The organism is Pseudomonas sp. S5F11 (assembly GCF_019641515.1).
GTDB classification, from domain to species: Bacteria; Pseudomonadota; Gammaproteobacteria; order Pseudomonadales; family Pseudomonadaceae; genus Aquipseudomonas; species Aquipseudomonas rhodesiae.
In genome coordinates this window covers 3,305,764-3,329,980 of sequence record NZ_JAIFJZ010000001.1, presented here as the reverse complement: position 1 = coordinate 3,329,980, position 24,217 = coordinate 3,305,764, and the positions used below count along the sequence as shown (strand labels likewise).

Genomic DNA, 24,217 nt, shown 5'->3' with positions numbered 1-24,217 from the left:
ATAAACAAGAGGATGGGAGCATGGACGGTACTTCTGCAAGTCCCCAATCGCTGAATGCACAACAACGTTCGGCGCACATTCGCGAAGTCGTACTCGCCGAAGGCGTGCGCTTGCGCCAGCAATTCCCCTGGCTGCTGCATCAGGACGCGCTGGGCGCGGGCATCCTGGCCTTTGCGTTGCTGGGCATGCTCGGCTCGGCGGCGCTCTACATTACCGGGCATATGGCCTGGTGGGTGTGCCTGCTGCTCAACGCATTTTTCGCGTCACTGACCCATGAGTTGGAACATGACCTGATCCACAGCATGTATTTTCGCAAGCAACGTGTGCCGCATAACCTGATGATGGCGCTGGTGTGGCTGGCGCGGCCGAGCACCATCAACCCATGGATTCGCCGCCACTTGCACCTCAATCATCACAAGGTCTCCGGCACCGAGGCCGACATGGAGGAGCGCGCAATCACCAACGGCGAACCGTGGGGCCTGGCGCGCCTGTTGATGGTGGGCGATAACGTGATGTCGGCGTTTATCCGCATGCTGCGGGCCAAGACCTGGAGCCATAAATTCAAGATCCTCAAGCGCGCGCTGCTGGTCTACGCGCCGCTGGCGCTGCTGCACTGGGGCGCGTGGTACGTGTTTCTCGGGTTCCACGCCGCCAACGGTGTCGCCAGCTTGCTCGGCGCGCCCATCGAATGGTCGGCGGGCACCTTGCAGATGATGCACGTGATCGACATCGCCGCCGTGGTGATCATCGGGCCCAATGTGCTGCGCACGTTCTGCCTGCACTTTGTCAGCTCCAACATGCACTACTACGGCGATGTGGAACCGGGCAATGTGATCCAGCAAACCCAGGTGCTAAATCCATGGTGGATGTGGCCGTTGCAGGCGTTCTGCTTCAACTTTGGCAGCACCCACGGGATTCATCATTTTGTGGTGAAGGAACCGTTCTATATCCGCCAGATGACGGCCAAGGTGGCGCATAAGGTCATGGCCGACATGGGCGTGCGCTTCAATGATTTCGGCACATTTGCGCGGGCCAATCGGCTTGAGCCCATGGCGGCGCCCAATGCAGGCCTCAACCCGGCGGAAACGGTGCTGCGCTAAGGTGCGGCGGCCGGTTGAGGTGGCGAGTCTGGCCACCCCCGTGCTCAGTCGTTGACGGCACGGATGTGGGCGGCCAGCTCGGCCAACGTCGAATCGTCGGCCCTGGCGCAGTCATGGGATGAGAGATAGCCCTCATAGCGATCAAAAAACTTATCCACGCGGGAACTGATTTTTTTGAAGGCGCTGTCCTCGCCCGTTCCGTGCATCGGGAACAGTTTGGCGTGCAAATGATCGACGCCATAACCCTCCAGAATCATGCCGGTCCTCGCCACACCCGCGAGCGCCCGGTCAATCAGCAGTGCGGTCTTCTTGGCCGCAACCACTAATTCGCACAGCACCTCGTCCGACTGGGCAAACCCATAGCTGCCGTAATGAGCCTTGGGAATCACCACGCTGAACCCTGGGGTGTTGGGAAAGATGGAGAGGAAAGCCATGTGGCTCTGGTCTTCCCATAACAAGTGGGCAGGGGCGGTGCCGCGGGCGATGTTGCAGAAGATACAGTCCATCAGACGACGTCCTCGTTTTCGTCAAAGGGGCGGGTGGAGTTCAGTGGTGTAAATCTGACATGGGTGTGTGTCGCTAGTGTGTAAAGCGCTGGCTGGGGGCCACGACGGCCAGTTCGACGCGATAGCTTGCCGGGCTGAATACCCGCGTCACGGCCAGCATCGCCAGCACTGTCACGGTCAGCACCCACCAGGCACTGACGAAGTCGCCAGTAAGCTGGCGCAGCCAACCGGTCATCCACGGTGAAATGGCGTTGATCAAAAACCCCACGCCTTGCACGAAGGCCGCCAGTTGCCCGGCATGGCGTGGGTCGCGGTGGTGGTCGAGGGTCAGCAGCAGGCTCAGGGCAAAGCAGGCGCCCAGGCCGAAGCCGCACAGGGCCACCCACAGGTGGGGATAGTCCAGCGGCGCGAAGATCAGGCCGAGGTAACCCACGGTTTGCGCCAGCAGGCTAATGACCAGCAACGGACGACGATCGACACCGCGTTGCGCCAGCACCGGCATCAGCAGCGCGGCGATCACTTGAAAAATGGTCATGTACGCCAGCAGCGAGCCGCTGGGCAGCACGCCCCAGCCCAGTTGCTGGTAATAAGCCGGTAGCCAGGCCACCAGGCTCATGTAGCCGCAGTTCACCAGGCCGAAATACAACGCCAGCAACCACGCGCGCCGATTGCGCAGGCCTTCCAGCGCCGGCGGCACTTGCGGGTTACGCGCCGCGCCCAACGGCAGCCAGGCCCACAACAGCAACGCGCCGAGTGCCGGCAACAGCCAGACTCCGAGCCCGGCCTGCCACTGCGCAAAGTGCGTCGCCACCACCGGGCTGAGCAACGCCGCCAGCCCGCCGCCGGCCATCAGCGACGCCGAGTACACCCCCATCGCCACCGGCACGCGATGACGAAACTCGCGCTTGATCATCGCCGGCACCAGCGCCTGGATCAGCGCCACACCGGCCCCGCCGAGCAATGCCGTGACCAACAGCGCCGACGCCTGCCCCATCAGCCAGCGCGCCAGGCAGGCCAACAGGATCATCATCAGCCCCAGGGCGATGCCACGCCGCTCGCCCAAGCGTGCTTCCACCCGCACACCCACCAGCGCCACCAGGCCCATGCACACCACCGGCAGGCTGGTCAGCAGGGCGCTGCTCTGGAAACTCAAGCCCGTGGCCTGGCGAATTTCGCCCAGCAGCGGGCTGATTGAGCTGAGGATTGGTCGCAGGTTCAGGCCCAGCACCAGCAATAGTCCCCAGCCGGCGAGGGATTTGTTCAGGGTCATGCAGGCCGCTCCGGGCACGATGGGAGGTGAAGTATGGGCAGCCCTAAGGGTATTCTGAAATTAAATATAACCATGCCAATCAGTGGCAAACACAATGGTGATGTGGATGTTCGACCCCGTGTTATTGCGCAGCTTTGTCGCCGTGGTGGACTGCGGCAACTTCACCCGCGCCGCCGAGCGCCTGCACCTGACCCAATCCACCGTAAGCCAGCAGATTCGTCGCCTGGAGGACGCGGTGGCGTGCCAATTACTCGACCGCGACCAGCGCCGCGTGGTCGCCACTGCCGAGGGCGAGCGCTTGCTGGCGTACGCGCGGCGCATCCTCGCGCTGCATGAGGAGGCCGCTGAGGTGCTGATCAGCCAACAAAGTGACGGTGTGCTGCGCCTGGGGGTGCCGGAAGATTTTGCCGCCGAGCGCCTGATGCCGCTGTTGTCGTCATTTGTGCAGGCTTATCCACGGGTGCGTCTGGAGGTCACCAGTGGTTTGGGCCCCGAGTTGCAACGCCAATACCGGGCCGGCGAGTTCGATGTGTTGCTGGTCAAACAAATGGGCGACAGCGCCGACTGCCTGGCCTCGTGGCCCGAGCCGCTGTGCTGGGTGGACAGTCGCACCACACCCTCCGTGGGGCGCGACCCGTTGCCGTTGGTGGCCTTTCCGGTGGGCGGCCTGTACCGCAATGAAATGCTGCAGCACCTGGAAGTGGGCGGTTGGCGCTGGCGTATCGGTTACTCCAGCGCGAGTTTGGCCAGCGTATGTTCGGCAGTGGCGGCGGGGTTGGGGGTGAGTCTGTTGCCGCGCCGGGTAGTGCAGCCAGGGCATATGGAGCTGGGGCCTGACAGCGGTTTGCCCGAGGTGCAAGGCGTGCGTCTGGCGTTGTATGCCCGCCATGGCCTGAGTGCGGCGGGGCAATGCTTACAGGCTCAGTTGTTCGAATTGTGCGCGAAGTGACGTGAAGGCAGATCGGGTAGAATTTTGAATTTTTGGTTATTAATAAATAGCTTCTTATTCCTTAACGAATATAACCCCCGTCCCTATACTGCTCAGCAACGTTAAACGCTGCAGGAGGGCACATCCATGCACAGCGAGTTGGTTCGTTACCTGATCGTGCCGGGCTGGCAAGGATCGCCAGAAGATCATTGGCAGAGTCACTGGCAGAACAGCCTGCCCAACAGCACCCGCGTGGAGCAGGCCGATTGGTTGACACCGCGCCGCGAAGACTGGGTAGCCGCGCTGGCCGAGGCGATCGCCGCCGACAGCACGCCAGTGATTCTGATCGCCCATAGCCTGGGCTGCATCACCGTGGCCCATTGGGCCGCTACCGCGCCGCTGCATTTTCTGCGGCAGGTGCGCGGTGCCTTGCTGGTGGCGCCGGCGGATGTGGAACGCCCGGCCTGCTCGCCGGCCTTGCGCAACTTTGCGCCGATCCCTACCGACCTGTTGCCGTTCCCCACCCAGGTGGTCAGCTACGACAACGACAGTGCCGTCAGTGCCCCTCGGGCCTTGGAGTTGGCGCGCAACTGGGGAGCTGAAGCCGGGATCCTGGCCGGTGCCGGGCATATCAATGTGAAGTCCGGCCACCAGCGCTGGGAGCAGGGTTTCGCTTACCTCTATCGCCTGCAAAGTCGCCTTGAGCATCACGCCCGGCGCAGTGCCTGATCATTTTTTTAACGCCCCCGTCCCGCAGTGGATAGGGGCGGGAGCCTGTCATGAGTCTGCATGAAACCTTCGGCCAGCCACTGCTGACCTTCCCCGACGCGGAAAAAAGCCCGCTGAGCATCCGCGCCAAGGCCCTGGTGTTTGTCGACCCGCGCTCGCGCAAGCTGCGCGAAGACCTGGAAGCGCTCGCGCCGCGTGCCTTGCCCGTACTGATCCGCGGCGAAACCGGCAGCGGTAAAGAGCTGCTGGCGCGGCATATTCACCGTGGCAGTGACCGCAGTGGCTTGTTCGTTTCGGTCAATTGCGGCGCGATCAGCCCCACCTACGCCGATGCCGAGCTGTTCGGCTACGCCGCCGGCAGTCACAGCGGCGCCGCCAGCAGCCGCGCCGGTTGGTTCGGCTCGGCCAATGGCGGCACCTTGTACCTGGACGAGATCGGCGACCTGCCGTTGCCGATCCAGGTCAAATTGCTCGCCGCGCTGGAAAACCACGAAGTCACCCGCGTCGGGGCTCATCAACCGAGCCCGGTGGACGTGCGCCTGGTGGCCGCTACCAGCATCGACCTGGCCCAGGCCGTGGCGGCCGGCAAGTTCCATGAGCGGCTCTTCCACTATTTGAGCGAAGGCCGGCTGGACCTGCCGGCGTTGCGTGAGCGGGTGGGGGATATTCTGTCCCTGGCCGAATACTTCCTGGGCATCTACAGTCAGCGCCTGGACTTGCCGGTGCCGCTGATCAGCGAGGCTGCGCAGCGCGTACTGGAACATCACAGTTGGCCAGGCAATACCCGTGAGCTGGAAAACGTTATTCACTTCGCGTTGCTGGTCAGTAGCGGCGACGAAATTTTGCCCGAGCACCTGAACCTGCCGGTGGTGGATTCGCCTCTGGAGCAAGTGCGGCGGATCTATGCCCAAGCCAGCCCAGCGGAGCAGGCAACGTTGCGCCAATTCCTACATGAGCAAAATGGAATATCAACGTGAATAAAAGATATTGTTCGGGAATAAAAAATCTAGGTATTGTCCGTTCCATGCCGCGATAGCACTTCGCTGGCACCTCACTTAACAAACGGTCGTCAGAGACGCCCTCCGAATGTCGATAAGGACACTGCATGAAAAAGGTTCTGTTGTTTACCGCACTCGCCGCTGCCCTGACTGCCAGCTTCGCCCAGGCCAACGAGAAACTGGTGGTGGCCGCCACCCCGATCCCGCATGCCGAGATCCTTGAGCTGGTCAAGCCAACCCTGGCCAAGGAAGGCGTGGACCTGGAAATCAAAGTATTTACCGACTACGTGCAGCCCAACGTGCAAGTCGCTGAAAAGCGCCTGGATGCCAACTACTTCCAGACCCTGCCGTACCTGGAAAACTTCAACAAGGGCAAGGGCACCAACCTGGTGACCGTGGTGGGCGTGCACGTTGAACCGTTCGGCGGTTACTCGAAAAAGATCAAGAAAATTGAAGAGCTGAAAGACGGCGCCACCGTGGCCATCCCGAACGAAGGCTCCAACAGCGGCCGTGCCCTGTTGCTGCTGCAGAAAGCCGGTGTGATCACCCTCAAAGACCCGACCAACGCCCTGGCTACACCGAAAGACATCGCCAGCAACCCGAAAAACCTCAAATTCAAAGAGCTTGAATCGGCCTTGCTGCCCCGCGTGCTGGACCAGGTCGACCTGGACCTGATCAACACCAACTACGCCCTGGAAGCCGGCCTGAACCCGGCCAAAGATGCGCTGATCATCGAAGACGCCAAGTCGCCTTACGTGAACTTCCTGGTAGCCCGCCCGGACAACAAAGACAGCGATGCAATCCAGAAACTGTCCAAGGCCCTGACCAGCCCGGAAGTCAAAGCCTTTATCGAGAAGAAGTACAACGGTGCGGTCGTGCCGGCGTTCTGATGTAAGCCAAAACCCCCTTCAAGGTTTCAACGCCGACGGCTCACATAGCGTCGGCGTTTTTTTATGTGTGGAATCTGGAGTGCAATCAAAATGTGGGAGGGGCGGTGCGACGATTCGACTTGCCCCTCCCACATTAGATCTTTATCTCACAGTGAAACTTCAGCGTGTCAGAGCGCGCGGCTATTGATCGCCCTGCGCAACGCCACCAACCATTTCACCAGCTCCTGCGGATCAATCGGTTTCGCTTTGTTCATTGTTTATTCCCTCGAAACACAGACCCCTCAACCATAGCCGCCGCCCGTTCACTCCGCGAATCCCGAGGTTATCTTTTTGGGTGATATCAATATGCTATTTAGGTATTTAAATTTTACTTTTTATACCTTTAAAGTTCGTGCTACCCAGCGTTACCCACGTTGGCTTGGATAGCACGCGCCGCTCTACCCTGCGGCGTCATGGACTGCAAATGACCTTCGATTTCGCTTTTATCCTCAGCACCCTGCCGGCGTTTTTGAACGCTGTGGGTGTCACGCTGCAAGTGGGCCTGATCGCCATCGCCACCTCATTGCTTGTAGCGCTGATCAACGCGGCGCTGCTGGTGTTTCGCACGCCGTACCTGTCGCGCCTGGTGGCGTTGTATGTGGAGCTGGCGCGCAATACACCGCTGCTGATCCAGCTGTTTTTCGTGTACTTCGCCTTGCCTGCCCTGGGCGTGAATATCTCCGGGTTTTGGGCCGCGATCATCACCATGACGTTTCTTGGCGGCGCCTACCTCACGGAAGTGCTGCGCGCCGGCGTGGAAGCGGTGCCGCTGGCGCAGATCGAGTCGGGCAAGTCCATCGGCCTGTCCGACTGGCAACTGCTGCGCCATGTGATCCTGCCCCAGGCCGGCATTCTCAGCCTGCCGGCACTGTTCGCCAATTTCATCTTTTTGCTCAAGGAGACCACCGTAGTTTCTGCGGTGGCGGTGCCGGAAATTCTTTACACCACCAAGAGCTACATCGCCCTCTATTACAAAACCTACGAAATGCTCGCCGTGCTGACGCTGATTTGCGTGCTGTTGTTTTTACCGCTGTCGCTGCTGCTCAGCCGCTTGGAAAGGAGGCTCCAGCATGGCCAGTTCGGGTCTTGAATTGTTGTGGGTGTCGTTGCCACAACTGGGTAAGGGCGCCGCGCAGACCTTGTCGATCTCGGTGTTGAGCATCGTTTTCAGCACCCTGGGCGGCGTGCTGTATGGCGTGCTGCGCACCTTGAATAACAAGGCGATCAACGCGGTGCTGCGCGTCTATCTGGAACTGTTCCGCGCGATTCCGGTGTTGGTGTGGTTGTACCTGTTGTTTTTCGGGTTGCCGATTTTCTTCGGCCTCAGCCTCCCCAGTTTCTGGTGCGCGGTGCTGGTGCTATCGCTGTGGGGCGCCAGCGAAGTCGGTGAGGTAGTGCGTGGCGCCCTGCACTCGTTGCCCCGCGGCCAGCGCGAGGCGGGCTTGTCGATTGGTTTGTCGGCGCCGCAGTTGTACGGCTACGTGCTGCTGCCACAGGCACTTAAACGCATGACCCCGCCGACCATCAACGTCTACACCCGCATCATCAAGACCAGCTCCCTGGCAGTGCTGATCGGCGTGGTGGACGTGATCAAGGTCGGCCAGCAAATCATCGAGCGCACCTATGAGTCGGTGTTGATCTACGGCGCGCTGTTTCTGTTTTTCTTCTTTATCTGCTACCCGTTGTCGGCCGCCTCCAAGGTGCTGGAACGGCGCTGGGCCCAAGCATGAGCGCATTGATCGAGTTTCAGGGTTTCAACAAATTTTTCGGCGAGCAGCAGGTACTCAAGGGCATCGACCTGAGCGTGCACAGCGGCGAAGTGGTGGTGATCCTCGGCCCCAGCGGCTGCGGCAAAAGCACCTTGCTGCGCTGCCTCAACGGCCTGGAAGTGGCCGACGGCGGCAGCTTGCGGTTTGCCGGCCAGGAGCTGTTGGATAAAAACACCGACTGGCGCCAGGTGCGGCAGGACATCGGCATGGTGTTCCAGAGCTACCACTTGTTCCCGCACATGAGTGTGCTCGACAACCTGCTGCTCGGCCCGCTGAAAGTGCAAAAACGCAACCTGCACGAAGCCCGCGAGCAGGCTGAACAACTGTTGGCGCGTGTCGGCCTGGCGGACAAGCGCGACGCCTTCCCGCGTCAGCTCTCCGGCGGTCAGCAGCAACGTATCGCCATCGTCCGCTCGTTGTGCATGAACCCCCAGGTCATGCTGTTTGACGAAGTCACCGCGGCCCTCGACCCGGAGATGGTCAAGGAAGTACTGGAGGTGATCCAGGGCCTGGCCCGCGAAGGTATGACGCTGCTGATCGTCACCCACGAAATGGCCTTCGCCCGCGCCGTCGCCGACCGCGTGGTGTTCATGGAGGCCGGTCGCATTCTCGAACACAACACCCCCGAGGCATTCTTTACGAACCCGCAGACCGCACGCGCGCAGCAGTTTCTGGAGAAGTTCTCCTTTGTTTCAACACTGCCCAAGAAGATCAAGGAACTGGAATTGCTATGAAAAAACTACTACTGCCCCTGGTGGCCGTCGCTCTGCTGGTCGGCTGCGATAAAAAGGCCGAAGAGCCTGCAAAACCTGTGGCTGCTGCGAGTTACATCGACAAAATCAAGGCGCGCGACAAGCTGATCGTCGGCGTATTCACTGACAAACCGCCGTTCGGCTTTGTGGACGAGGCCGGGCGCTACGTCGGCTTCGATACCGATATTGGCCGTCGTTTCGCCAAGGACCTGCTGGGCGATGAGAACAAAGTCGAATTCGTCGCGGTGGAGCCGGCCAGCCGTATTCCGTTCCTGCAAAGCGACAAGGTCGACCTGATCCTGGCCAACATGACCGTCACCCCGGAGCGCAAGGAAGCGGTGGACTTCACCCACCCCAACCTGAAAGTCGCGGTGCAGGCCTTGGTGCCCAACGATAGCCCGGTCAAGCACCTGGATGACCTGGCGACCCGCACCCTCATCGTCACCACCGGCACCACCGCCGATATTTGGCTGACCAAAAACCACCCGGACTGGAAACTGCTCAAGTTCGAGAAGAACTCAGAATCCCTGCAAGCGCTGGCGGCCGGTCGCGGCGATGCCTACGCCCAGGACAACCTGGTGCTGTTCAGCTGGGCCAAGCAGAACCCAGGCTACCGCGTGCTGGAAGAGAAGCTCGGCGACGAGGCGCCAATTGCGCCGGCAGTGAAGAAGGGCAATATCGAACTGCGTGATTGGGTGAACGCCGAGTTGGCGAAGTTGGGCGAGGAGAAATTCCTGCTCAAACTGTATGACCAATACGTACGTAAAGAACTCAGCGATGACACCCCGCCTGACAGTGTGATTGTCGAAGGCGGCAAATGGCAGGGCTAGTTCTGCGCTGACTGTTGTACCGCTATCGGGGGCAAGCCCCCTCCCACATTTGAATGTATTCATAAATCAAAGTGTGGGAGGGGGCTTGCCCCCGATGAGGCCGGTGAAATCACCTCAATACTCTCTTCCCCATGCAGATAAGGAACCCTGATCTAAGCTGACAGTCGCATACACACTGGCACGTCGGCATCACGCAAAAGGAGACTGCATGGGCGGTCGTATTTCCACTTGTATATTCGGTCTTGGCTTAGTCGCGTTCTTGAGCGGTTGCGGTCAGGAAAACACCGAGCCCAAGGCGCATTCCCGGGTGTTTGTGCAAACCGTGGAGCCAGCGGATTTCGCCGCGGCGGTCACGCTGACCGGGGATATCCAGGCGCGGGTGCAAACCGATCTGTCCTTTCGCGTGGGCGGCAAGATCATCCAGCGCATGGTGGATGTGGGTGACCGCGTCAGCGCCAAGCAAGTGCTGGCCAGGCTTGATCCCAAAGACTTGCAGACCAACGTCGATTCGGCCCAGGCCCAGGTCGTGGCTGAACAGGCGCGGGTCAAGCAGACAGCGGCGGCCTTTGTGCGCCAGGAAAAACTCCTGCCCAAGGGCTACACCAGCCGCAGCGAATACGACTCGGCCCAGGCGGCGTTGCGCAGCAGCCAAAGCGCTTTGGCCGCCGCCCAGGCGCAACTGGCCAATGCCCGTGAACAACTGGGCTACACCGCGCTGGTGGCCGATGCGCCGGGTGTGATCACCGCGCGCCAGGCCGAGGTAGGCCAAGTGGTGCAGGCCACCATGCCGATTTTCAGCCTGGCTCGCGACGGCGAGCGCGATGCGGTGTTCAACGTATATGAATCGCTGCTGGTCGAACCGTCGACCGATACGCCGATCACCGTCAGCCTGCTGGACAACCCAAGCATTCAGGTGCAGGGCAAGGTGCGCGAAGTCACTCCCGCCGTGGCCGCCAACACCGGCACCGTGCAAGTGAAAATCGCCCTGCAGGCGCTGCCCGAAGGCATGCACTTGGGCTCGGTTGTCAGCGCCACTGCCAATGGCCCGGCCAAGGCCAGTGTGGAACTGCCGTGGTCGGCCCTCACCAAGGACCTCAACGAACCGGCGGTGTGGCTGGTGGACGGCGACGGCAAGGTGCAGCTGCATAAAGTCACCGTGGCCCGCTATCTCACTGGCAAAGTCATCCTCAGCGAGGGTCTCAAGGGCGGTGAAAAAGTCGTGGTGGCCGGCGGGCAATTGTTGCACCCCGGTATGCAGGTCGAGATTGCCCAGCCAGGAGCCCAGCCATGAAGCGTCTGGTATTGATGCTCGCCGCCGGCCTGTTGCTGGCGGCCTGCTCCAAAGAAGAGCCCGCGCCCGAGCCGGTGCGCCCGGTGCTGTCGATGCAAGTGAAGGCTGAAGACCAAGAAAACCTCGGCCGCTTCGCCGGCACCATCCAGGCCCGTTACGAAAGTAACCTGGGCTTTCGCGTGCCCGGCCGCATCGCCCGTCGCCTGGTGGATGTGGGCGCCGAAGTGGAGAAGGGCGCCTTGCTGGCCGTGCTCGACCCCACCGACCAGCAGAACCAGTTGCGCGCCGCCCAGGGCGACCTGGCGCGGGTGCAGGCGCAATTTATCAATGCCCAGGCCAATGCCCGGCGCCAGCAGGAACTGTTCAACCGTGGCGTCGGCGCCCAGGCCCAGTTGGATGTGGCCCTGACCGACCTGAAAACCACCCAGGCCTCCCTCGACCAGGCTCAGGCCTCGGTCAACCAGGCCAAGGATCAGCTCAATTACGCCGAACTGCGCACCGACCACGCCGGCATCGTCACCGCCTGGAATGCCGAGGCCGGCCAGGTGGTCAGCGCCGGCCAACAAGTGGTAACCCTGGCGCGCCCGGATATCAAGGAAGCGGTGATCGACCTGCCCGCCGGCCTGGCCGAGCGCCTGCCGCCGGATGGGGTGTTTCTGGTTGCCGGGCAACTGGACCCGAGCGTCAATACCACCGCCACCGTGCGTGAAATCGAGCCCCAGGCCCAGAGCGCCACGCGTACCCGTCGCGCGCGCCTGACGCTGGCCGAAACACCACCAGCGTTCCGCCTCGGCACCGCCATCAGCGTCACCCTGAGCACCGCCATTGAGCCGCGCATCGAGCTGCCGGTAAGCGCCTTGCAGGAGGTGGACGGCGCCACTCGCATCTGGCTGCTCGACACGCAAAACCAGAGCGTGCAGCCGCGCGACGTCACGGTGATCAGCCGCGAGGCCGGCAGCGCCTTGATCAACGGCGGCGTCAAACCCGGCGAGCGCATCGTCACCGCCGGCGTGAACAGCCTGAAGCCCGGGCAGAAAGTCAAAATCGACGAGGACAGCCCGCGATGAAAGGCAGCTTCAACTTATCCGACTGGGCCCTCAAGCATCAGTCCTTCGTCTGGTACCTGATGTTCGTCGCGCTGCTGATGGGCGTGTTCTCCTATATGAACCTGGGGCGCGAAGAAGACCCGTCGTTCACCATCAAGACCATGGTGATCCAGACCCGCTGGCCGGGCGCAACCCAAGAAGAAACCCTCAAGCAGGTCACCGACCGCATCGAGAAAAAACTCGAAGAACTCGACTCTCTGGATTACGTGAAAAGCTACACGCGGCCAGGCGAGTCCACGGTGTTCGTGTTCCTCAAGGACACTACCAGCGCCAAGGCCATCCCCGAAATCTGGTACCAGGTGCGCAAGAAGATCGACGATATTCGCGGCACCTTCCCCCAGGGCTTGCAGGGGCCATCGTTCAACGATGAGTTCGGTGACGTGTTCGGGTCGGTGTACGCCTTTACCGGCGACGGCCTGTCGATGCGCCAACTGCGCGACTACGTGGAACAGGTGCGTGCCGAAATCCGGGCAGTGCCGGGGCTGGGCAAGGTCGAGATGATCGGCCAGCAGGACGAAGTGATTTACCTGAATTTCTCCACGCGCAAACTGGCGGCCCTGGGTATCGACCAGCGCCAAGTGGTGCAGAGCCTGCAATCCCAGAACGCCGTGACCCCGGCCGGGGTGATCGAAGCCGGACCGGAGCGTATTTCGGTGCGCACCTCGGGGCAGTTCGCCTCGGAGAAGGACCTGGCCGACGTCAACCTGCGCCTCAACGACCGTTTCTATCGCCTGGCGGATATCGCCGAGATCAGCCGTGGCTACGTCGACCCGGCGCGGCCGATGTTCCGTTACAACGGCAAGCCCGCCATCGGGTTGGCCATCGCCATGCAGAAGGGCGGCAATATCCAGTCGTTCGGCAAAGCCTTGCATGAGCGCATGGACGAGCTGACCGCCGACCTGCCGGTAGGCGTTGGCGTGCATAAGGTTTCCGACCAGGCCGAAGTAGTGGAAGAAGCCGTGGGCGGCTTTACCAGTGCGTTGTTCGAGGCGGTGATCATCGTGCTGGTGGTGAGTTTTATCAGCCTCGGTCTGCGTGCCGGGCTGGTGGTGGCGTGTTCGATTCCGCTGGTGCTGGCGCTGGTGTTCGTGTTCATGGAATACAGCGGCATCACCATGCAGCGCGTGTCGCTGGGCGCGTTGATTATCGCCCTCGGCCTGTTGGTGGACGACGCGATGATCACCGTGGAGATGATGATCACGCGCCTGGAAAAAGGCGAAACCAAGGCCCAGGCGGCCACGTACGCTTACACCTCGACCGCGTTCCCGATGCTCACCGGTACGCTGGTCACCGTGGCCGGCTTTGTGCCCATCGGCCTCAATGCCAGCTCGGCAGGGGAATACACCTTCACCCTGTTCGCGGTGATCGCCGTGGCGATGCTGGTGTCGTGGGTGGTGGCGGTGTTGTTTGCGCCGGTGATCGGCGTGCATATCCTCAGCGCCAATGTGAAGCCGCACAACGCCGAGCCTGGGCGCATTGGCCGGGGTTTCAATCGCGGCATGCTGTGGGCGATGCGCAACCGCTGGTGGGCCATTGGCATCACCGTGGGGTTGTTCGTGGCGTCGGTGTTCTCCATGCAGTTCGTGCAGAACCAGTTCTTCCCGTCGTCGGATCGCCCGGAAATCCTGGTGGACCTCAACCTGCCGCAGAACGCTTCGATCAACGAGACGCGCAAGGCCGTCGACCGCCTGGAAGCGATCATCAAGGACGACCCGGACATCGCCCGTTGGAGCACTTACATCGGCCAGGGCGCGATTCGTTTCTACCTGCCCCTCGACCAGCAACTGGAAAACCCTTACTACGCACAGTTGGTAATCGTCAGCAAAGGCCTGGAAGAACGCGGCGCGTTGATCGCACGCCTGCAGAAGCGTCTGCGCGATGACTTCGTCGGTATCGGCAGTTATGTGCAGCCGCTGGAAATGGGCCCGCCGGTAGGGCGTCCGATTCAGTATCGGGTGTCCGGCAAAGACACCGACCAGGTACGCAAACACGCCATCGAACTGGCGACTCTGCTGGATAAAAACACCCACTTGGGCGAGATCATTTACGACTGGAACGAGCCAGGCAAAGTGCTGCGCATCGACATCGCCCAGGACAAGGCGCGGCAATTGGGGCTGTCCTCCGAAGATGTCGCGCAGTTGATGAACAGCGTAGTCAGCGGCGCGTCGGTGACCCAGGTGCACGACGATATCTACCTGATCAACGTGGTCGGCCGCGCCGAAGACGCAGAGCGCGGCACGCCGGAAACCCTGCAGAATTTGCAGATCGTCACGCCCAACGGCACGTCGATCCCGCTGCTGGCGTTTGCCACCGTGCGCTATGAGCTGGAACAGCCGCTGGTGTGGCGTCGCGACCGCTTGCCGACCATCACCATCAAAGCTTCGGTGCGCGATGAGATGCAGCCGACCGACCTGGTCAAGCAGCTCAAGCCGGAGATCGACAAGTTCAGCGCCGGCCTGCCGGTGGGTTACAAAGTCGCCACCGGCGGTACCGTGGAAGAAAGCGGCAAGGCCCAGGGCCCGATCGCCAGCGTGGTGCCGCTGATGCTGTTTTTGATGGCGACGTTCCTGATGATCCAGTTGCACAGCGTGCAGAAGATGTTCCTGGTGGCCAGTGTTGCGCCGCTGGGGCTGATCGGCGTGGTGCTGGCCCTGATTCCCACCGGCACGCCCATGGGTTTTGTGGCGATCCTCGGCATCCTGGCGTTGATCGGCATCATCATCCGTAACTCGGTGATCCTGGTGACGCAGATCGACGCCTATGAGCGCGACGGCTACACGCCGTGGGATGCCGTGGTGGAGGCTACCGAGCACCGCCGTCGGCCGATTCTGCTCACGGCCGCTGCGGCGAGCCTGGGCATGATCCCGATTGCCCGCGAAGTGTTCTGGGGGCCGATGGCGTACGCGATGATCGGCGGCATCATCATCGCCACCTTGCTGACGCTGCTGTTCCTGCCGGCGCTGTATGTGGCGTGGTACAAGATTCGCGAGCCCAAGCCTGAAGAAAAAACCGTTTAGAAATGGGGGAGGGGGCTTGCACTAATGCCAGTCGCCCTCCTCAGTATTAACTGAAAGAACCGGCTCAAAATGTGGGAGGGGGCTTGCCCCCGATAGCAGTGGTTCAGTCAGGCCAGCTATCACTGACGCATCGCTATCGGGTGCACGCCGAATCGTCGCACCGCCCCCCCACGTTTGATCGTCATCAGGGCATTTGTTACCCCGTCTACCGTTGAGTGTTTTACCCTCTTGGTTTCACTCTTCAACGGTTGCCCACCATGAACCGTCTGCGTCTTACCCTGCTGGTCTTCTGCTTGCTGTCGCCCATGGCGTTTGCCGGCGCCCTATTGGAAAACACGCTGTGGCGCGTCGAACTGGACCCCGCCACCCTGGCGCTGCGGGTGACACCGTCGGGTCAGGCCAGTGTGCAAGCCTCCAGCGGCGTCACCGCGCATGCCGTCAGCGACTTGCAAAGCAGCGCCGAGCAAGCGAGCTGGCAGTGGGACAACGGCGCCTATCGCCTCAGCGCACGCCTTGAGCAGCGCGAGTTGCTGCTGAGCATCACCGCGCGCCAAGCAGGGCATTTGGCATTGCTGCAACAACCGGCAGAGGCCATGGGCAACGGACTGATCTGGCCGTTGGCCGAAGGGCATTACGTGCCCACCGGCAATGCGGTATGGCAAGCGTTCCTGCTGGAGCAGGGCGCGTTCAACACCACCCAGGACCTCAGTCTGCCGCTGTGGGGTATGGATCACGGCGGTTTCACGCTGAACTGGCTGCTCACCAACCCCTACAACAACCGCCTGCAATGGCAAGCTGAAGGTGCCGGTGTGGGGTTGGCGCTGGCCCATGAATTCAACGCGCTGGACCCCAATACCCCAATGACCCTGCGCCTGTACCTGGGCGATGCGGACCCCCTCGCCGGCGCCAAACGCTATCGTCAATGGCTGGTCGAGCAGGGCCGTTATGAGACGCTCGACGACAAGCTGCAACAGACCCCCGAGGCGCAGAAATTGCTGGGCGCCAGCCACGTCTACCTGTGGGGCAATGACCTGCTGGCGCCGAACGATGTGCGTGACTGGCCGCTGTTGCTCAAGCAGCTGCGCGCCCATGCACTCAAGGCGTTGTTGGACAAGGAAGCCACGCAGATCCTGGCGCAATCCCGCCCGTTGAATCCCTACGAGCAGAGCGTGGTGCTGCGCAGCTTCAACGCGGCGATCAATAAAAAGGCGCGGCAGAGCTGGCAAGTCGACGAGCCGGACATGACCCGGCTGGCCGCACGTTATGGCGAGCTGCGCGCAGAACTGGCGGTGGCATTCGCCGGGGCGTTGAGCGCCGACCCGGCCACCTGGGGCGGCAAGACCCTTCAAACCCTGCGCAACAGCGGCCTGCCGCGTTTGCTGGTGACCCTGGGCGAAGGCTGGGAGGGCGGCCTCTGGCACCCCGAAGCGATTCGCGCCGCAGTGCAGGCCGGCTACTTGATGGCCCCTTACGACTCCTACGAAACCGCACTGTCGGCCACGGAAAACCCGGACTGGACCACCGCCCACCTGGGCCGCAAGGCGTATCGCGACTGCGCCATCGTGTTGCAAGACGGCACATACAAAAGCGGTTTCCAGAAATCCGGCCACTACACCGACCCGCGCTGTATGCGGCCGCTGCTGGAAGCGCGAGTGAAGGCCGTGCAGGCTAAGGCCGGTTTCAATGCCTGGTTTCTGGATGCCTACGCCACCAGCATGCTGTTCGACAGCTACCGCCCTGGCGCGCCGATGACCCAGGCGCAAAACGCCGCGGGTAATATCGACGCCGTGCGCTGGCTCAATACCGTGCTGAAGTTACCCACAGGCTCCGAAGACGGTAACGCTGTCACCGCCCAGGGCATCCTGTTCGCCCATGGCATGCAGACACCGGTGCTTGGTTGGGGCGACCGTGAGATGACCCAGGATAAGCAGTCGCCGTACTACGTCGGCAACTGGTACCCGCCAGAACAACCGGCGGTGTTTTTCAAGCCGGTGCCATTGAAAGCGTCGCTGCGCAGCGTGTATTTCGATCCGACCCTGCGCCTGCCGTTATATCAGGCGGTGTTCCATGGCTCGGTGATCACCACCCATCACTGGTTGTTCGACAGCCTCAAACTGAGCAACGTACGGGCCGAGAACGAACTGACCCAACTGCTCTACAACGTGCCGCCGCTGTATCACCTGAGCGCCGCCACCCTGGCGCAGCGCCTGCCGGCGATCCAGCGCCAGGACGCATTTTTCCGTCCGTTGCACCAGCGCCTGGCGACCCAGGCCATGACTGATTTTCGCTGGCTGACGGCGGATAGGCAGCTGCAACAGACCACCTTTGCCGATGGCACGCGGTTGGTGGCAAATTTCTCCGCTACCGGAAGAGAAGGCTATGCCTCGCGCAGTGTCACCGCACTGCCGGTGGGTGCGGCGCCGGTGATGTATCAGGTGCAGTAAATGTGGGAGGGGGCTTGTTGTGGTGAGCAGGCTTGCCCTGCGCTGGGCTGCGAAGCGGCCCTAAAACCTGGCAACCGCTTTTGCCTGGCACACCGCAGTGTCTGTAGAGAGGGCCGCTCCGCGCCCCAGCGCGGGGCAAGCCCGCTCACCACAAAAACCGCATTTTTTCAGGTTGCTAATAAGGTTTACACCAGACGCTCGCCAGCCACGCCTCCAGGTCGTGATACGACTCGTAGCGCGGCCTGTTCCAGCCTTCCTGGTTGTCACTGCGGATGGGGGAGGCGCCGGTGGTGTATCAGGTGCAGTAAATGTGGGAGGGGCTTGTTGTGGTGAGCAGGCTTGCCCTGCGCTGGGCTGCGAAGCGGCCCTAAAACCTGGCAACCGCTTTTGCCTGGCACACCGCAGTGTCTGTAGAGAGGGCCGCTCCGCGCCCCAGCGCGGGGCAAGCCCGCTCACCACAAAAACCGCATTTTTTCAGGTTGTTAATGAGGTTTACACCAGACGCTCGCCAGCCACGCCTCCAGGTCGTGATACGACCCGTAGCGCGGCCTGTTCCAGCCTTCCTGGTTGTCACTGCGGATGGGGGAGGCGCCGGTGGTGTATCAGTATCAGATGTACTGACTGACCCACTGTCATCGGGGGCAAGCCCCCTCCCACATTGGTATGTAATGCCAAGCTATTGGTGAGGTTTGCGCCAGACGCTGGCCAGCCACGGCTGTTGTTCGCGAGGCAATCCGGCAGGGCGGTAGTAATGCTCCAGCTCCACGAACCCTGCACTGGTCAGCAACGTCTGCCACGCCTCCAGGTCGTGATACGACCCGTAGCGCGGCCCGTTCCAGCCTTCCTGGTTGTCGCCGCGCGGGTTGGAGCTGAACAGCACGCCCCCCGGTTTCAGCGCGGCATGCAGCTGTTTGAGTACCCGGGGCAATTCCTGTTTGGGGATATGAAACAGCACCGCATTGGCGAAGATGCCGTCGAAGCGCGCGGCGGGTAGTTGCAGCTTGAGGAAGTCTTGTTGCAGCACTTCGCAGCCGCTGTCCTCGCGCGCCATCTGCGCGAAACGCTCGGAGCCGTCGAGCCCTACGGCGATGTGGCCCAGGCGCGTAAACGTCTGTAGATCGCGGCCAGGCCCGCAGCCAAAATCCAACACGGTAAACGGCGGCGCACCCTGGATATGCCGCAGCAAGGCGTCGATGTTCTGGCTCACATCGTGGTCGCGGGTGCCTTCGCGAAAGTCCTCGGCCACCTTGTTGTAGTGGCCGAGGGTGGTGGAGGTGATCTGGTCGAGGTCGTCGGGTTTGAGCGTCATGGCGAGCGATACCGGGCACTGAAAGGTCCCGACTATACCTCACCGTTTGTTCAGCACCCGCGCCAGGCGATCGCCGCTCACCTGAATCAGCACCACCAACGCCACCAGCAGCACGATCACCGTGAGCATGATCTGCGTATCGAAACGCTGGTAACCGTAGCGGTACGCAATGTCCCCCAACCCACCGGCACCGATTGCGCCGGCCATGGCCGAGGAGTTGATCATGGTCACCAGGGTGATGGTGAAACCGCCGACAATCCCCGGCAACGCTTCGGGTAACAGCACATGCCAAATGATGTGCCAGCGCCGGCAGCCCATGGCCTGGGCGGCTTCGATCAGGCCGTGGTCGACTTCGCGCAGGCTCACCTCGGCGATCCGGGCAAAGAACGGCGTGGCAGCGATGGTCAACGGCACCACTGCAGCCCACACGCCGTAGGTGGTGCCGACGATCAGCCGAGTGAACGGGATCAGCGCCACCATCAGGATCAAAAACGGAATCGAGCGGAACAGATTGACGAACGCCCCCAGCGCCCGGTTCAACGCCGGCGCCTGGAAGATGCCGCCCTTGTCGCTGGTGACCAGGAACACCGCCAGCGGGATGCCCACCAGCAACGCGATCAACGATGACACGCCGACCATCAGCAGGGTGTCGAGGGCGCCCTGTAATAAACGATCAAACCACATAACCCAACACCTCCGCCTGTTGTGCAAAGCGCCCGGCGCGTTGGCGCAAGGCGTCGGCGCCGTGGGCCGAACCACTCACCGCCAGCAGCAATTGCCCCAGGGCGTGGCCTTGGATGCGCTCCACCCCGCCGTGCAGCAAACGCACGCGCCCGCCCAGTGCGCTGAACAGCGCGGCCAGGTCCGGCTCGTCGGCGGCGCTGCCGGTGAACTGCACGCGCAGTACCACCGCCGCTTCGGCAGAGGCTGGCTGGTCCTGCAAGCGCGCTTGCAGCTCCGGCGGCAAACCTTGTTGCAGCGGTGCCAGCAGGGTTTTGCTGACCTCATGCTGCGGATCGCCGAACACCTGCCACACCGGGCCTTGCTCGACGATGCGCCCATGCTCCAGCACCACCACGCGGTCGCAGATTTCGCGGATCACCGCCATCTCATGGGTGATCAGCACGATAGTCAGGCCCAGGCGCCGGTTGATCTCGCGCAGCAGGCCAAGGATCGACTGGGTGGTTTCCGGGTCGAGGGCCGAGGTGGCCTCGTCGCACAGCAGGATTTGCGGGTCGTGCACCAGCGCGCGGGCGATGCCCACCCGTTGTTTCTGCCCGCCGGAGAGCTGCGCCGGGTAAGCCTGATGCTTGTCCTTGAGCCCCACCAATTCCAGCAGCTCGCGCACCTTCTGCTCGCGCTGCAGCTTGGGCACGCCGGCTACCTTGAGCGGCAGCTCGACGTTCTGCCATACGGTCTTGGCCGACATCAGGTTGAAGTGCTGGAAGATCATGCCGATGCGCCGCCGCAGCGCCACCAGGTGGTCTTCGTCGAAGTCGCCGATGTCCACCTGATCGATCAGCACGCGCCCGCTGCTGGGTTGTTCAAGCCGGTTGATGGTGCGGATCAGCGATGACTTACCGGCGCCGCTGCGGCCAATAATGCCGAACACTTCACCACGCTGGATCGCCAGGTCGATGCCTTGCAGCGCATGCACGCTGCCGTCGTAGGTCTTACCCAGGTTGATAAAGCGCACATGGGCGCGGTTCAGGTGCGGATGCAGCTCGGTCTGCTCGGCGTCCCTGGGCGGTAAACCCAGGTCGCGCAAATGTGCGTGGGCGACGGTCATGTTCAGCCCTCCCAACCGACTTGGTAGAGCTTGCCGAGGGATTTATCCAGCGCGGCGCGCACCACCGGCGAGTGCTGGTAGATGTCGACGAACTTGATCACCCGTGGGTCGGTTTTGCTGTTGGGCTGAACCACAAACTGGATCACGTATTCGGGATGGTCGAGGCCGTCGAACAGCAGCGCCGACTCGGCATCGAAGGTCTTGGACAAGCGGATATAGGCCGGGTAGCCCTGCACCAGGTCCGCGTCGTCATAGGCGCGTACCAGTTGCACGGCTTCCACTTGCAGGATCTTGATGTGTTTCGGGTTGGCGACGATGTCTTCTTCGGTGGCCTTGTAACCCACCCCCGGCTTGAGGGTGATCAAGCCCGCCTTGGCCAGCAATTGCAGACCGCGACCGCTGTTGATCGGGTCGTTGGCAATCGCCACGCTGGCGCCTTGGGGCAGGTCGGCGAAGCTTTTATATTTTTTCGAATACAACCCGACGTTGTTGATGATGCCCGGCGCATACGGCACTAGGTCAAACCCGGCGGCGGCCTTAGCGTTTTCCAGGAACGGGATGTGCTGGAAGTAATTCACATCGATGTCGCCCGCCGCCAGGCTGACATTCGGTGCGATCCAGTCGGTGAACTCCACCAGCTCGACCTTCAAGCCTTGCTTGCCGGCTTCGGCCACGGCGGCCTCCAGCGGAATCGCAAAGGCTGCGGTGGTGCCGACTTTCAGCGGTGCGTCGGCGGCGAACACCGTCGAGCTGAACAGCCCGAAGGCCAGGGCCAGTGCTTTGACTGGGTTATTGATCAATGTCTTTTTCATAGTGGTTTCCAGTCATCAGGGATCAGGGCAAACAAGGCAGTTGTACGGTGGGAGGGGCCCTCCCAGATCTTTTGATCAGTGGCGGTACGTAGAGCCGGTGTGTTGGTCGGGTAGGCGGGCGCTGGCGTGAAAGACTTTTTCACGCAGGGTGCCTTGCTCATATTCAGTCTTGTACGACCCGCGCCGCTGCAACTCCGGCACCACCAGGTCGATGAAGTCCACGTAGCTTTCCGGGGTCACGATGCGCGTGAGGTTGAAGCCATCCAGCCCGGTTTCGCTGATCCACGACTCCAGCTCATCGGCCACCTGTTGAGGCGAGCCCACCAGGGTGATGTAGCGCCCGCCCAGGGCGTGCTGGTCCAGCAATTTGCGGCGGGTCCAATCGTTGTTTTGCAGGGTCTTGGTGGCCGATTGAATGGCGTTGCTCTTCACGTATTGGATCGGTTCGTCCAGTTCGTACTGGGAAAAGTCGATGCCGGTGGACGCCGAAAAGTGCGCCACACCCGCTTCCGCGCTGGCGTAGCTCAGGTACTCGGCGTGTTTCTCCCAGGCCAGGGCTTCGGTGGCGCCGACGATCACATTGATGCCCATGAACACCTTGATGTCCTCGGGGTTGCGCCCGGCTTTGAGCGCGCTGGCGCGCACTTTGTCCACCTGCACCTTGGTCGCGGCTTTGTTCTGCCCGCTGATAAACACGCACTCGGCGTGTTGCCCGGCGAAGGCCAAGCCGCGCTCGGAACTGCCGGCCTGAAACAACACCGGTGTGCGTTGCGGCGAGGGCTCGCACAGGTGATAACCCTCCACCTGATAGAACTCGCCGCGATGCTCGACCTTATGCACCTTGCCCGGTTGCGCGTAGACCCGTTGCTGCGGGTCGTTGAGTACCGCGTCGTCTTCCCAACTGCCCTCCCACAGTTTGTAGAGCACCTGCAGGTACTCATCGGCCTGGTCGTAGCGGCGGTCATGCTCGACTTGCTCGGTGAGGCCCATGGCCTTGGCGGCGCTGTCCAGGTAGCCGGTGACGATGTTCCAGCCCACTCGGCCTTCGCTCAGGTGATCGAGGGTGGACATGCGCCGGGCGAACAGATACGGCGGCTCGTAGGTGAGGTTAGCGGTCAGGCCAAACCCCAGATGGCGGGTGACCGCAGCCATGGCCGAGACCAGCAGCAACGGGTCGTTGACCGGCAGTTGAATCGACTCCTTGAGCGGCACCTCGACCGATTGCTGGTAAACGTCATACACGCCGACGATATCGGCGATGAACAAACCATCGAACAATCCGCGCTCCAGGGTCTGCGCGAGATCGGTCCAGTAGGCCAGGGTTTTGTACTGGGTCGAGGTGTCCCGAGGATGGGTCCACAGGCCGTGGTTGATGTGCCCGATGCAGTTCATGTTGAAGGCATTGAGCAGGATTTTCTTTTTGCTCATCAGATCGTCCCCCGCAATGGCGGGTTGGCGTCGTTGAGGTAGTAATTGCCCACCGCGTGATACTTCCAGCGCACCGGGTCGTGCAGGGTGTGTACGCGTGCGTTGCGCCAGTGCCGATCCAGGCCGTGTTCAGCCAGGGTCGCCTGGCTGCCGGCCAGCTCGAACAAAGTGCTGCCGGCGGCCAGGGAAATCTCGGTGCTCAAGGCGCGCGCTTCGGCCACCGCAATCGAGGCGGCCGCGACGTGTTCGGCGCTGCTGTCGGCCTGGGCGCGGTCGAGGTATTCGCCGGCGCGCTCCAACAAGGCTTCGGTGGCATGCAGACGCACGCTCAGGTGGCCGAAGCTTTTCAGGGTCAGCGGGTCTTCGCTGGCTTTGTCGCTGGTGGCGTCGATCCACGGCCGGGTTTTGGTGCGCACAAAGTGCAGCGCGTCTTCAAAGGCGGCGCGAGCGATGCCGGTGTCGATCGCGGCATGGAGGATCTGCGCCAGCGGGCCCACGGTGGTCGGGCGCTCGAAGGCGCTCTGGAACGGCACCACGTCCTGCGCCGCGACCCACACATTATCGAACACCACCGAACCACTGCCGGTGGTGCGCTGGCCGAAGCCGCTCCAGTCGTCGATTACGTTCAGGCCCTGGCTGTCGCGGGGCACAAAGGCCAGTTGCTGCACGCCGTGTTCGTCCACCACCGAGGTGGGAATGCGTTGGGCGTAGAGCGCGCCGGTGGCGTAGAACTTGCGCCCGTTGATGCGAAAACCATCGCCGTCGCGGGTCAGGGCCGTCACGCGGTCGTGGGCGGTTTTAGTGCCCAGCTCCGCCAGTGCATTGCCAAAACGCTGGCCGGCGAGTACCTCGGCGTACAGGCGCTGCTGCTGGGCGGCGCTGCCATTTACGCGCAGCACCTCCAGGGCATAGAAATGGTTCTGCGGGATCTGGCCCAGGGAGGCATCGGCCTGGGCGATCAGCGCGATGACCTTGGCCAGGGTCACGTTGGACACGCCGGCACCGCCGAAGGCTTTGGGCACGCTGATACCCCACAGCCCGGAGCGCGAGAACGCATCCAGCTCAGGCCACGGCAGGCGGCGCTCGCGGTCGCGCTGGGCGCTGTCGCGACGAAAGTCTTCGGCCAGGTCGCTGGCCACCACAAGGGCATGTTCGTCGCTGGTGATCACCGCGACGTTGGTCGAGAAAGGCATAGAGGTCTCCAGACGTC

Annotated in this window: 21 protein-coding genes; 13 read left to right on the top strand and 8 right to left on the bottom strand. The window is 62.1% G+C overall.

What is annotated here, in order from left to right; all coding sequences use genetic code 11:
- Window positions 1-20 precede the first annotated feature (20 nt).
- The gene (locus K1567_RS14965; protein WP_213548468.1) at window positions 21-1,100 is read left to right on the top strand and encodes a fatty acid desaturase; all 1,080 of its coding nucleotides are present in this window, start codon (window positions 21-23) and stop codon (window positions 1,098-1,100) included.
- Window positions 1,101-1,144: 44 nt separating this feature from the next.
- Here the strand turns inward: K1567_RS14965 and K1567_RS14960 are convergent, their stop codons facing one another.
- Together K1567_RS14960 and K1567_RS14955 are read right to left on the bottom strand one after the other, a co-directional pair.
- A complete protein-coding gene (locus K1567_RS14960) occupies window positions 1,145-1,606 on the bottom strand; it encodes an HIT family protein (RefSeq protein WP_047881489.1) in 462 nt (153 codons plus the stop codon).
- Between the two features lie 73 nt (window positions 1,607-1,679).
- Window positions 1,680-2,876, bottom strand: coding sequence for a CynX/NimT family MFS transporter (locus K1567_RS14955; RefSeq protein WP_034095322.1), 1,197 nt, complete (start codon window positions 2,874-2,876; stop codon window positions 1,680-1,682).
- A gap of 106 nt (window positions 2,877-2,982) precedes the next feature.
- Between K1567_RS14955 and K1567_RS14950 the strand changes: the two genes are divergently transcribed.
- From K1567_RS14950 to K1567_RS14895, 12 genes are all read left to right on the top strand, one after another.
- Window positions 2,983-3,825, top strand: coding sequence for a LysR family transcriptional regulator (locus K1567_RS14950; RefSeq protein WP_099312146.1), 843 nt, complete (start codon window positions 2,983-2,985; stop codon window positions 3,823-3,825).
- Between the two features lie 126 nt (window positions 3,826-3,951).
- Window positions 3,952-4,533, top strand: a complete 582-nt coding sequence (locus tag K1567_RS14945) for an alpha/beta hydrolase (protein WP_220698608.1) — start codon at window positions 3,952-3,954, stop codon at window positions 4,531-4,533.
- A gap of 50 nt (window positions 4,534-4,583) precedes the next feature.
- Window positions 4,584-5,510: a sigma 54-interacting transcriptional regulator gene (locus K1567_RS14940; RefSeq protein ID WP_034111285.1), complete on the top strand. Its 927-nt coding sequence runs from the start codon at window positions 4,584-4,586 to the stop codon at window positions 5,508-5,510.
- Window positions 5,511-5,638: 128 nt separating this feature from the next.
- Window positions 5,639-6,421 carry a MetQ/NlpA family ABC transporter substrate-binding protein gene (locus tag K1567_RS14935; protein ID WP_034095325.1) on the top strand — a complete coding sequence of 261 codons (783 nt, stop codon included), beginning with the start codon at window positions 5,639-5,641 and terminating at the stop codon, window positions 6,419-6,421.
- A 463-nt stretch (window positions 6,422-6,884) separates the two neighbouring features.
- Window positions 6,885-7,550, top strand: a complete 666-nt coding sequence (locus tag K1567_RS14930; RefSeq protein WP_034095326.1) for an amino acid ABC transporter permease — start codon at window positions 6,885-6,887, stop codon at window positions 7,548-7,550.
- Window positions 7,531-8,190 carry an amino acid ABC transporter permease gene (locus K1567_RS14925; protein WP_034095327.1) on the top strand — a complete coding sequence of 220 codons (660 nt, stop codon included), beginning with the start codon at window positions 7,531-7,533 and terminating at the stop codon, window positions 8,188-8,190. Before K1567_RS14930 ends, K1567_RS14925 begins: the two co-directional genes overlap by 20 nt.
- The gene (locus tag K1567_RS14920; protein WP_034095328.1) at window positions 8,187-8,963 is read left to right on the top strand and encodes an amino acid ABC transporter ATP-binding protein; all 777 of its coding nucleotides are present in this window, start codon (window positions 8,187-8,189) and stop codon (window positions 8,961-8,963) included. The genes K1567_RS14925 and K1567_RS14920 overlap by 4 nt, the downstream gene beginning before the upstream one ends.
- Window positions 8,960-9,811 (top strand): transporter substrate-binding domain-containing protein, encoded by an 852-nt coding sequence (locus K1567_RS14915; protein ID WP_034095329.1) that lies wholly within the window; start codon window positions 8,960-8,962, stop codon window positions 9,809-9,811. The genes K1567_RS14920 and K1567_RS14915 overlap by 4 nt, the downstream gene beginning before the upstream one ends.
- 208 nt (window positions 9,812-10,019) lie before the next feature.
- Window positions 10,020-11,102: an efflux RND transporter periplasmic adaptor subunit gene (locus K1567_RS14910; RefSeq protein WP_220698607.1), complete on the top strand. Its 1,083-nt coding sequence runs from the start codon at window positions 10,020-10,022 to the stop codon at window positions 11,100-11,102.
- Entirely contained in the window at window positions 11,099-12,169 is a 1,071-nt protein-coding gene (locus K1567_RS14905; protein ID WP_034111293.1) for an efflux RND transporter periplasmic adaptor subunit, read from the top strand. Before K1567_RS14910 ends, K1567_RS14905 begins: the two co-directional genes overlap by 4 nt.
- Window positions 12,166-15,225: an efflux RND transporter permease subunit gene (locus K1567_RS14900; protein ID WP_034095332.1), complete on the top strand. Its 3,060-nt coding sequence runs from the start codon at window positions 12,166-12,168 to the stop codon at window positions 15,223-15,225. The genes K1567_RS14905 and K1567_RS14900 overlap by 4 nt, the downstream gene beginning before the upstream one ends.
- 257 nt (window positions 15,226-15,482) lie before the next feature.
- Complete coding sequence (locus K1567_RS14895) at window positions 15,483-17,669, top strand: glycoside hydrolase (RefSeq protein ID WP_220698606.1); 2,187 nt, start codon at window positions 15,483-15,485, stop codon at window positions 17,667-17,669.
- A gap of 676 nt (window positions 17,670-18,345) precedes the next feature.
- Here the strand turns inward: K1567_RS14895 and K1567_RS14890 are convergent.
- From K1567_RS14890 to K1567_RS14865, 6 genes are all read right to left on the bottom strand, one after another.
- Entirely contained in the window at window positions 18,346-18,978 is a 633-nt protein-coding gene (locus tag K1567_RS14890) for a bifunctional 2-polyprenyl-6-hydroxyphenol methylase/3-demethylubiquinol 3-O-methyltransferase UbiG (protein WP_034095334.1), read from the bottom strand.
- Between the two features lie 39 nt (window positions 18,979-19,017).
- Window positions 19,018-19,662, bottom strand: coding sequence for a methionine ABC transporter permease (locus tag K1567_RS14885; RefSeq protein WP_034111298.1), 645 nt, complete (start codon window positions 19,660-19,662; stop codon window positions 19,018-19,020).
- Complete coding sequence (locus K1567_RS14880) at window positions 19,652-20,767, bottom strand: methionine ABC transporter ATP-binding protein (protein WP_047881483.1); 1,116 nt, start codon at window positions 20,765-20,767, stop codon at window positions 19,652-19,654. Before K1567_RS14880 ends, K1567_RS14885 begins: the two co-directional genes overlap by 11 nt.
- Before the next feature lie 2 nt (window positions 20,768-20,769).
- Entirely contained in the window at window positions 20,770-21,579 is an 810-nt protein-coding gene (locus tag K1567_RS14875) for a MetQ/NlpA family ABC transporter substrate-binding protein (protein WP_034095337.1), read from the bottom strand.
- 75 nt (window positions 21,580-21,654) lie between these two features.
- Entirely contained in the window at window positions 21,655-23,007 is a 1,353-nt protein-coding gene (locus K1567_RS14870) for an LLM class flavin-dependent oxidoreductase (RefSeq protein WP_220698605.1), read from the bottom strand.
- Window positions 23,007-24,200 carry an SfnB family sulfur acquisition oxidoreductase gene (locus K1567_RS14865; RefSeq protein ID WP_167418176.1) on the bottom strand — a complete coding sequence of 398 codons (1,194 nt, stop codon included), beginning with the start codon at window positions 24,198-24,200 and terminating at the stop codon, window positions 23,007-23,009. The genes K1567_RS14870 and K1567_RS14865 overlap by 1 nt, the downstream gene beginning before the upstream one ends.
- Between the last annotated feature and the right edge of the window lie 17 nt (window positions 24,201-24,217).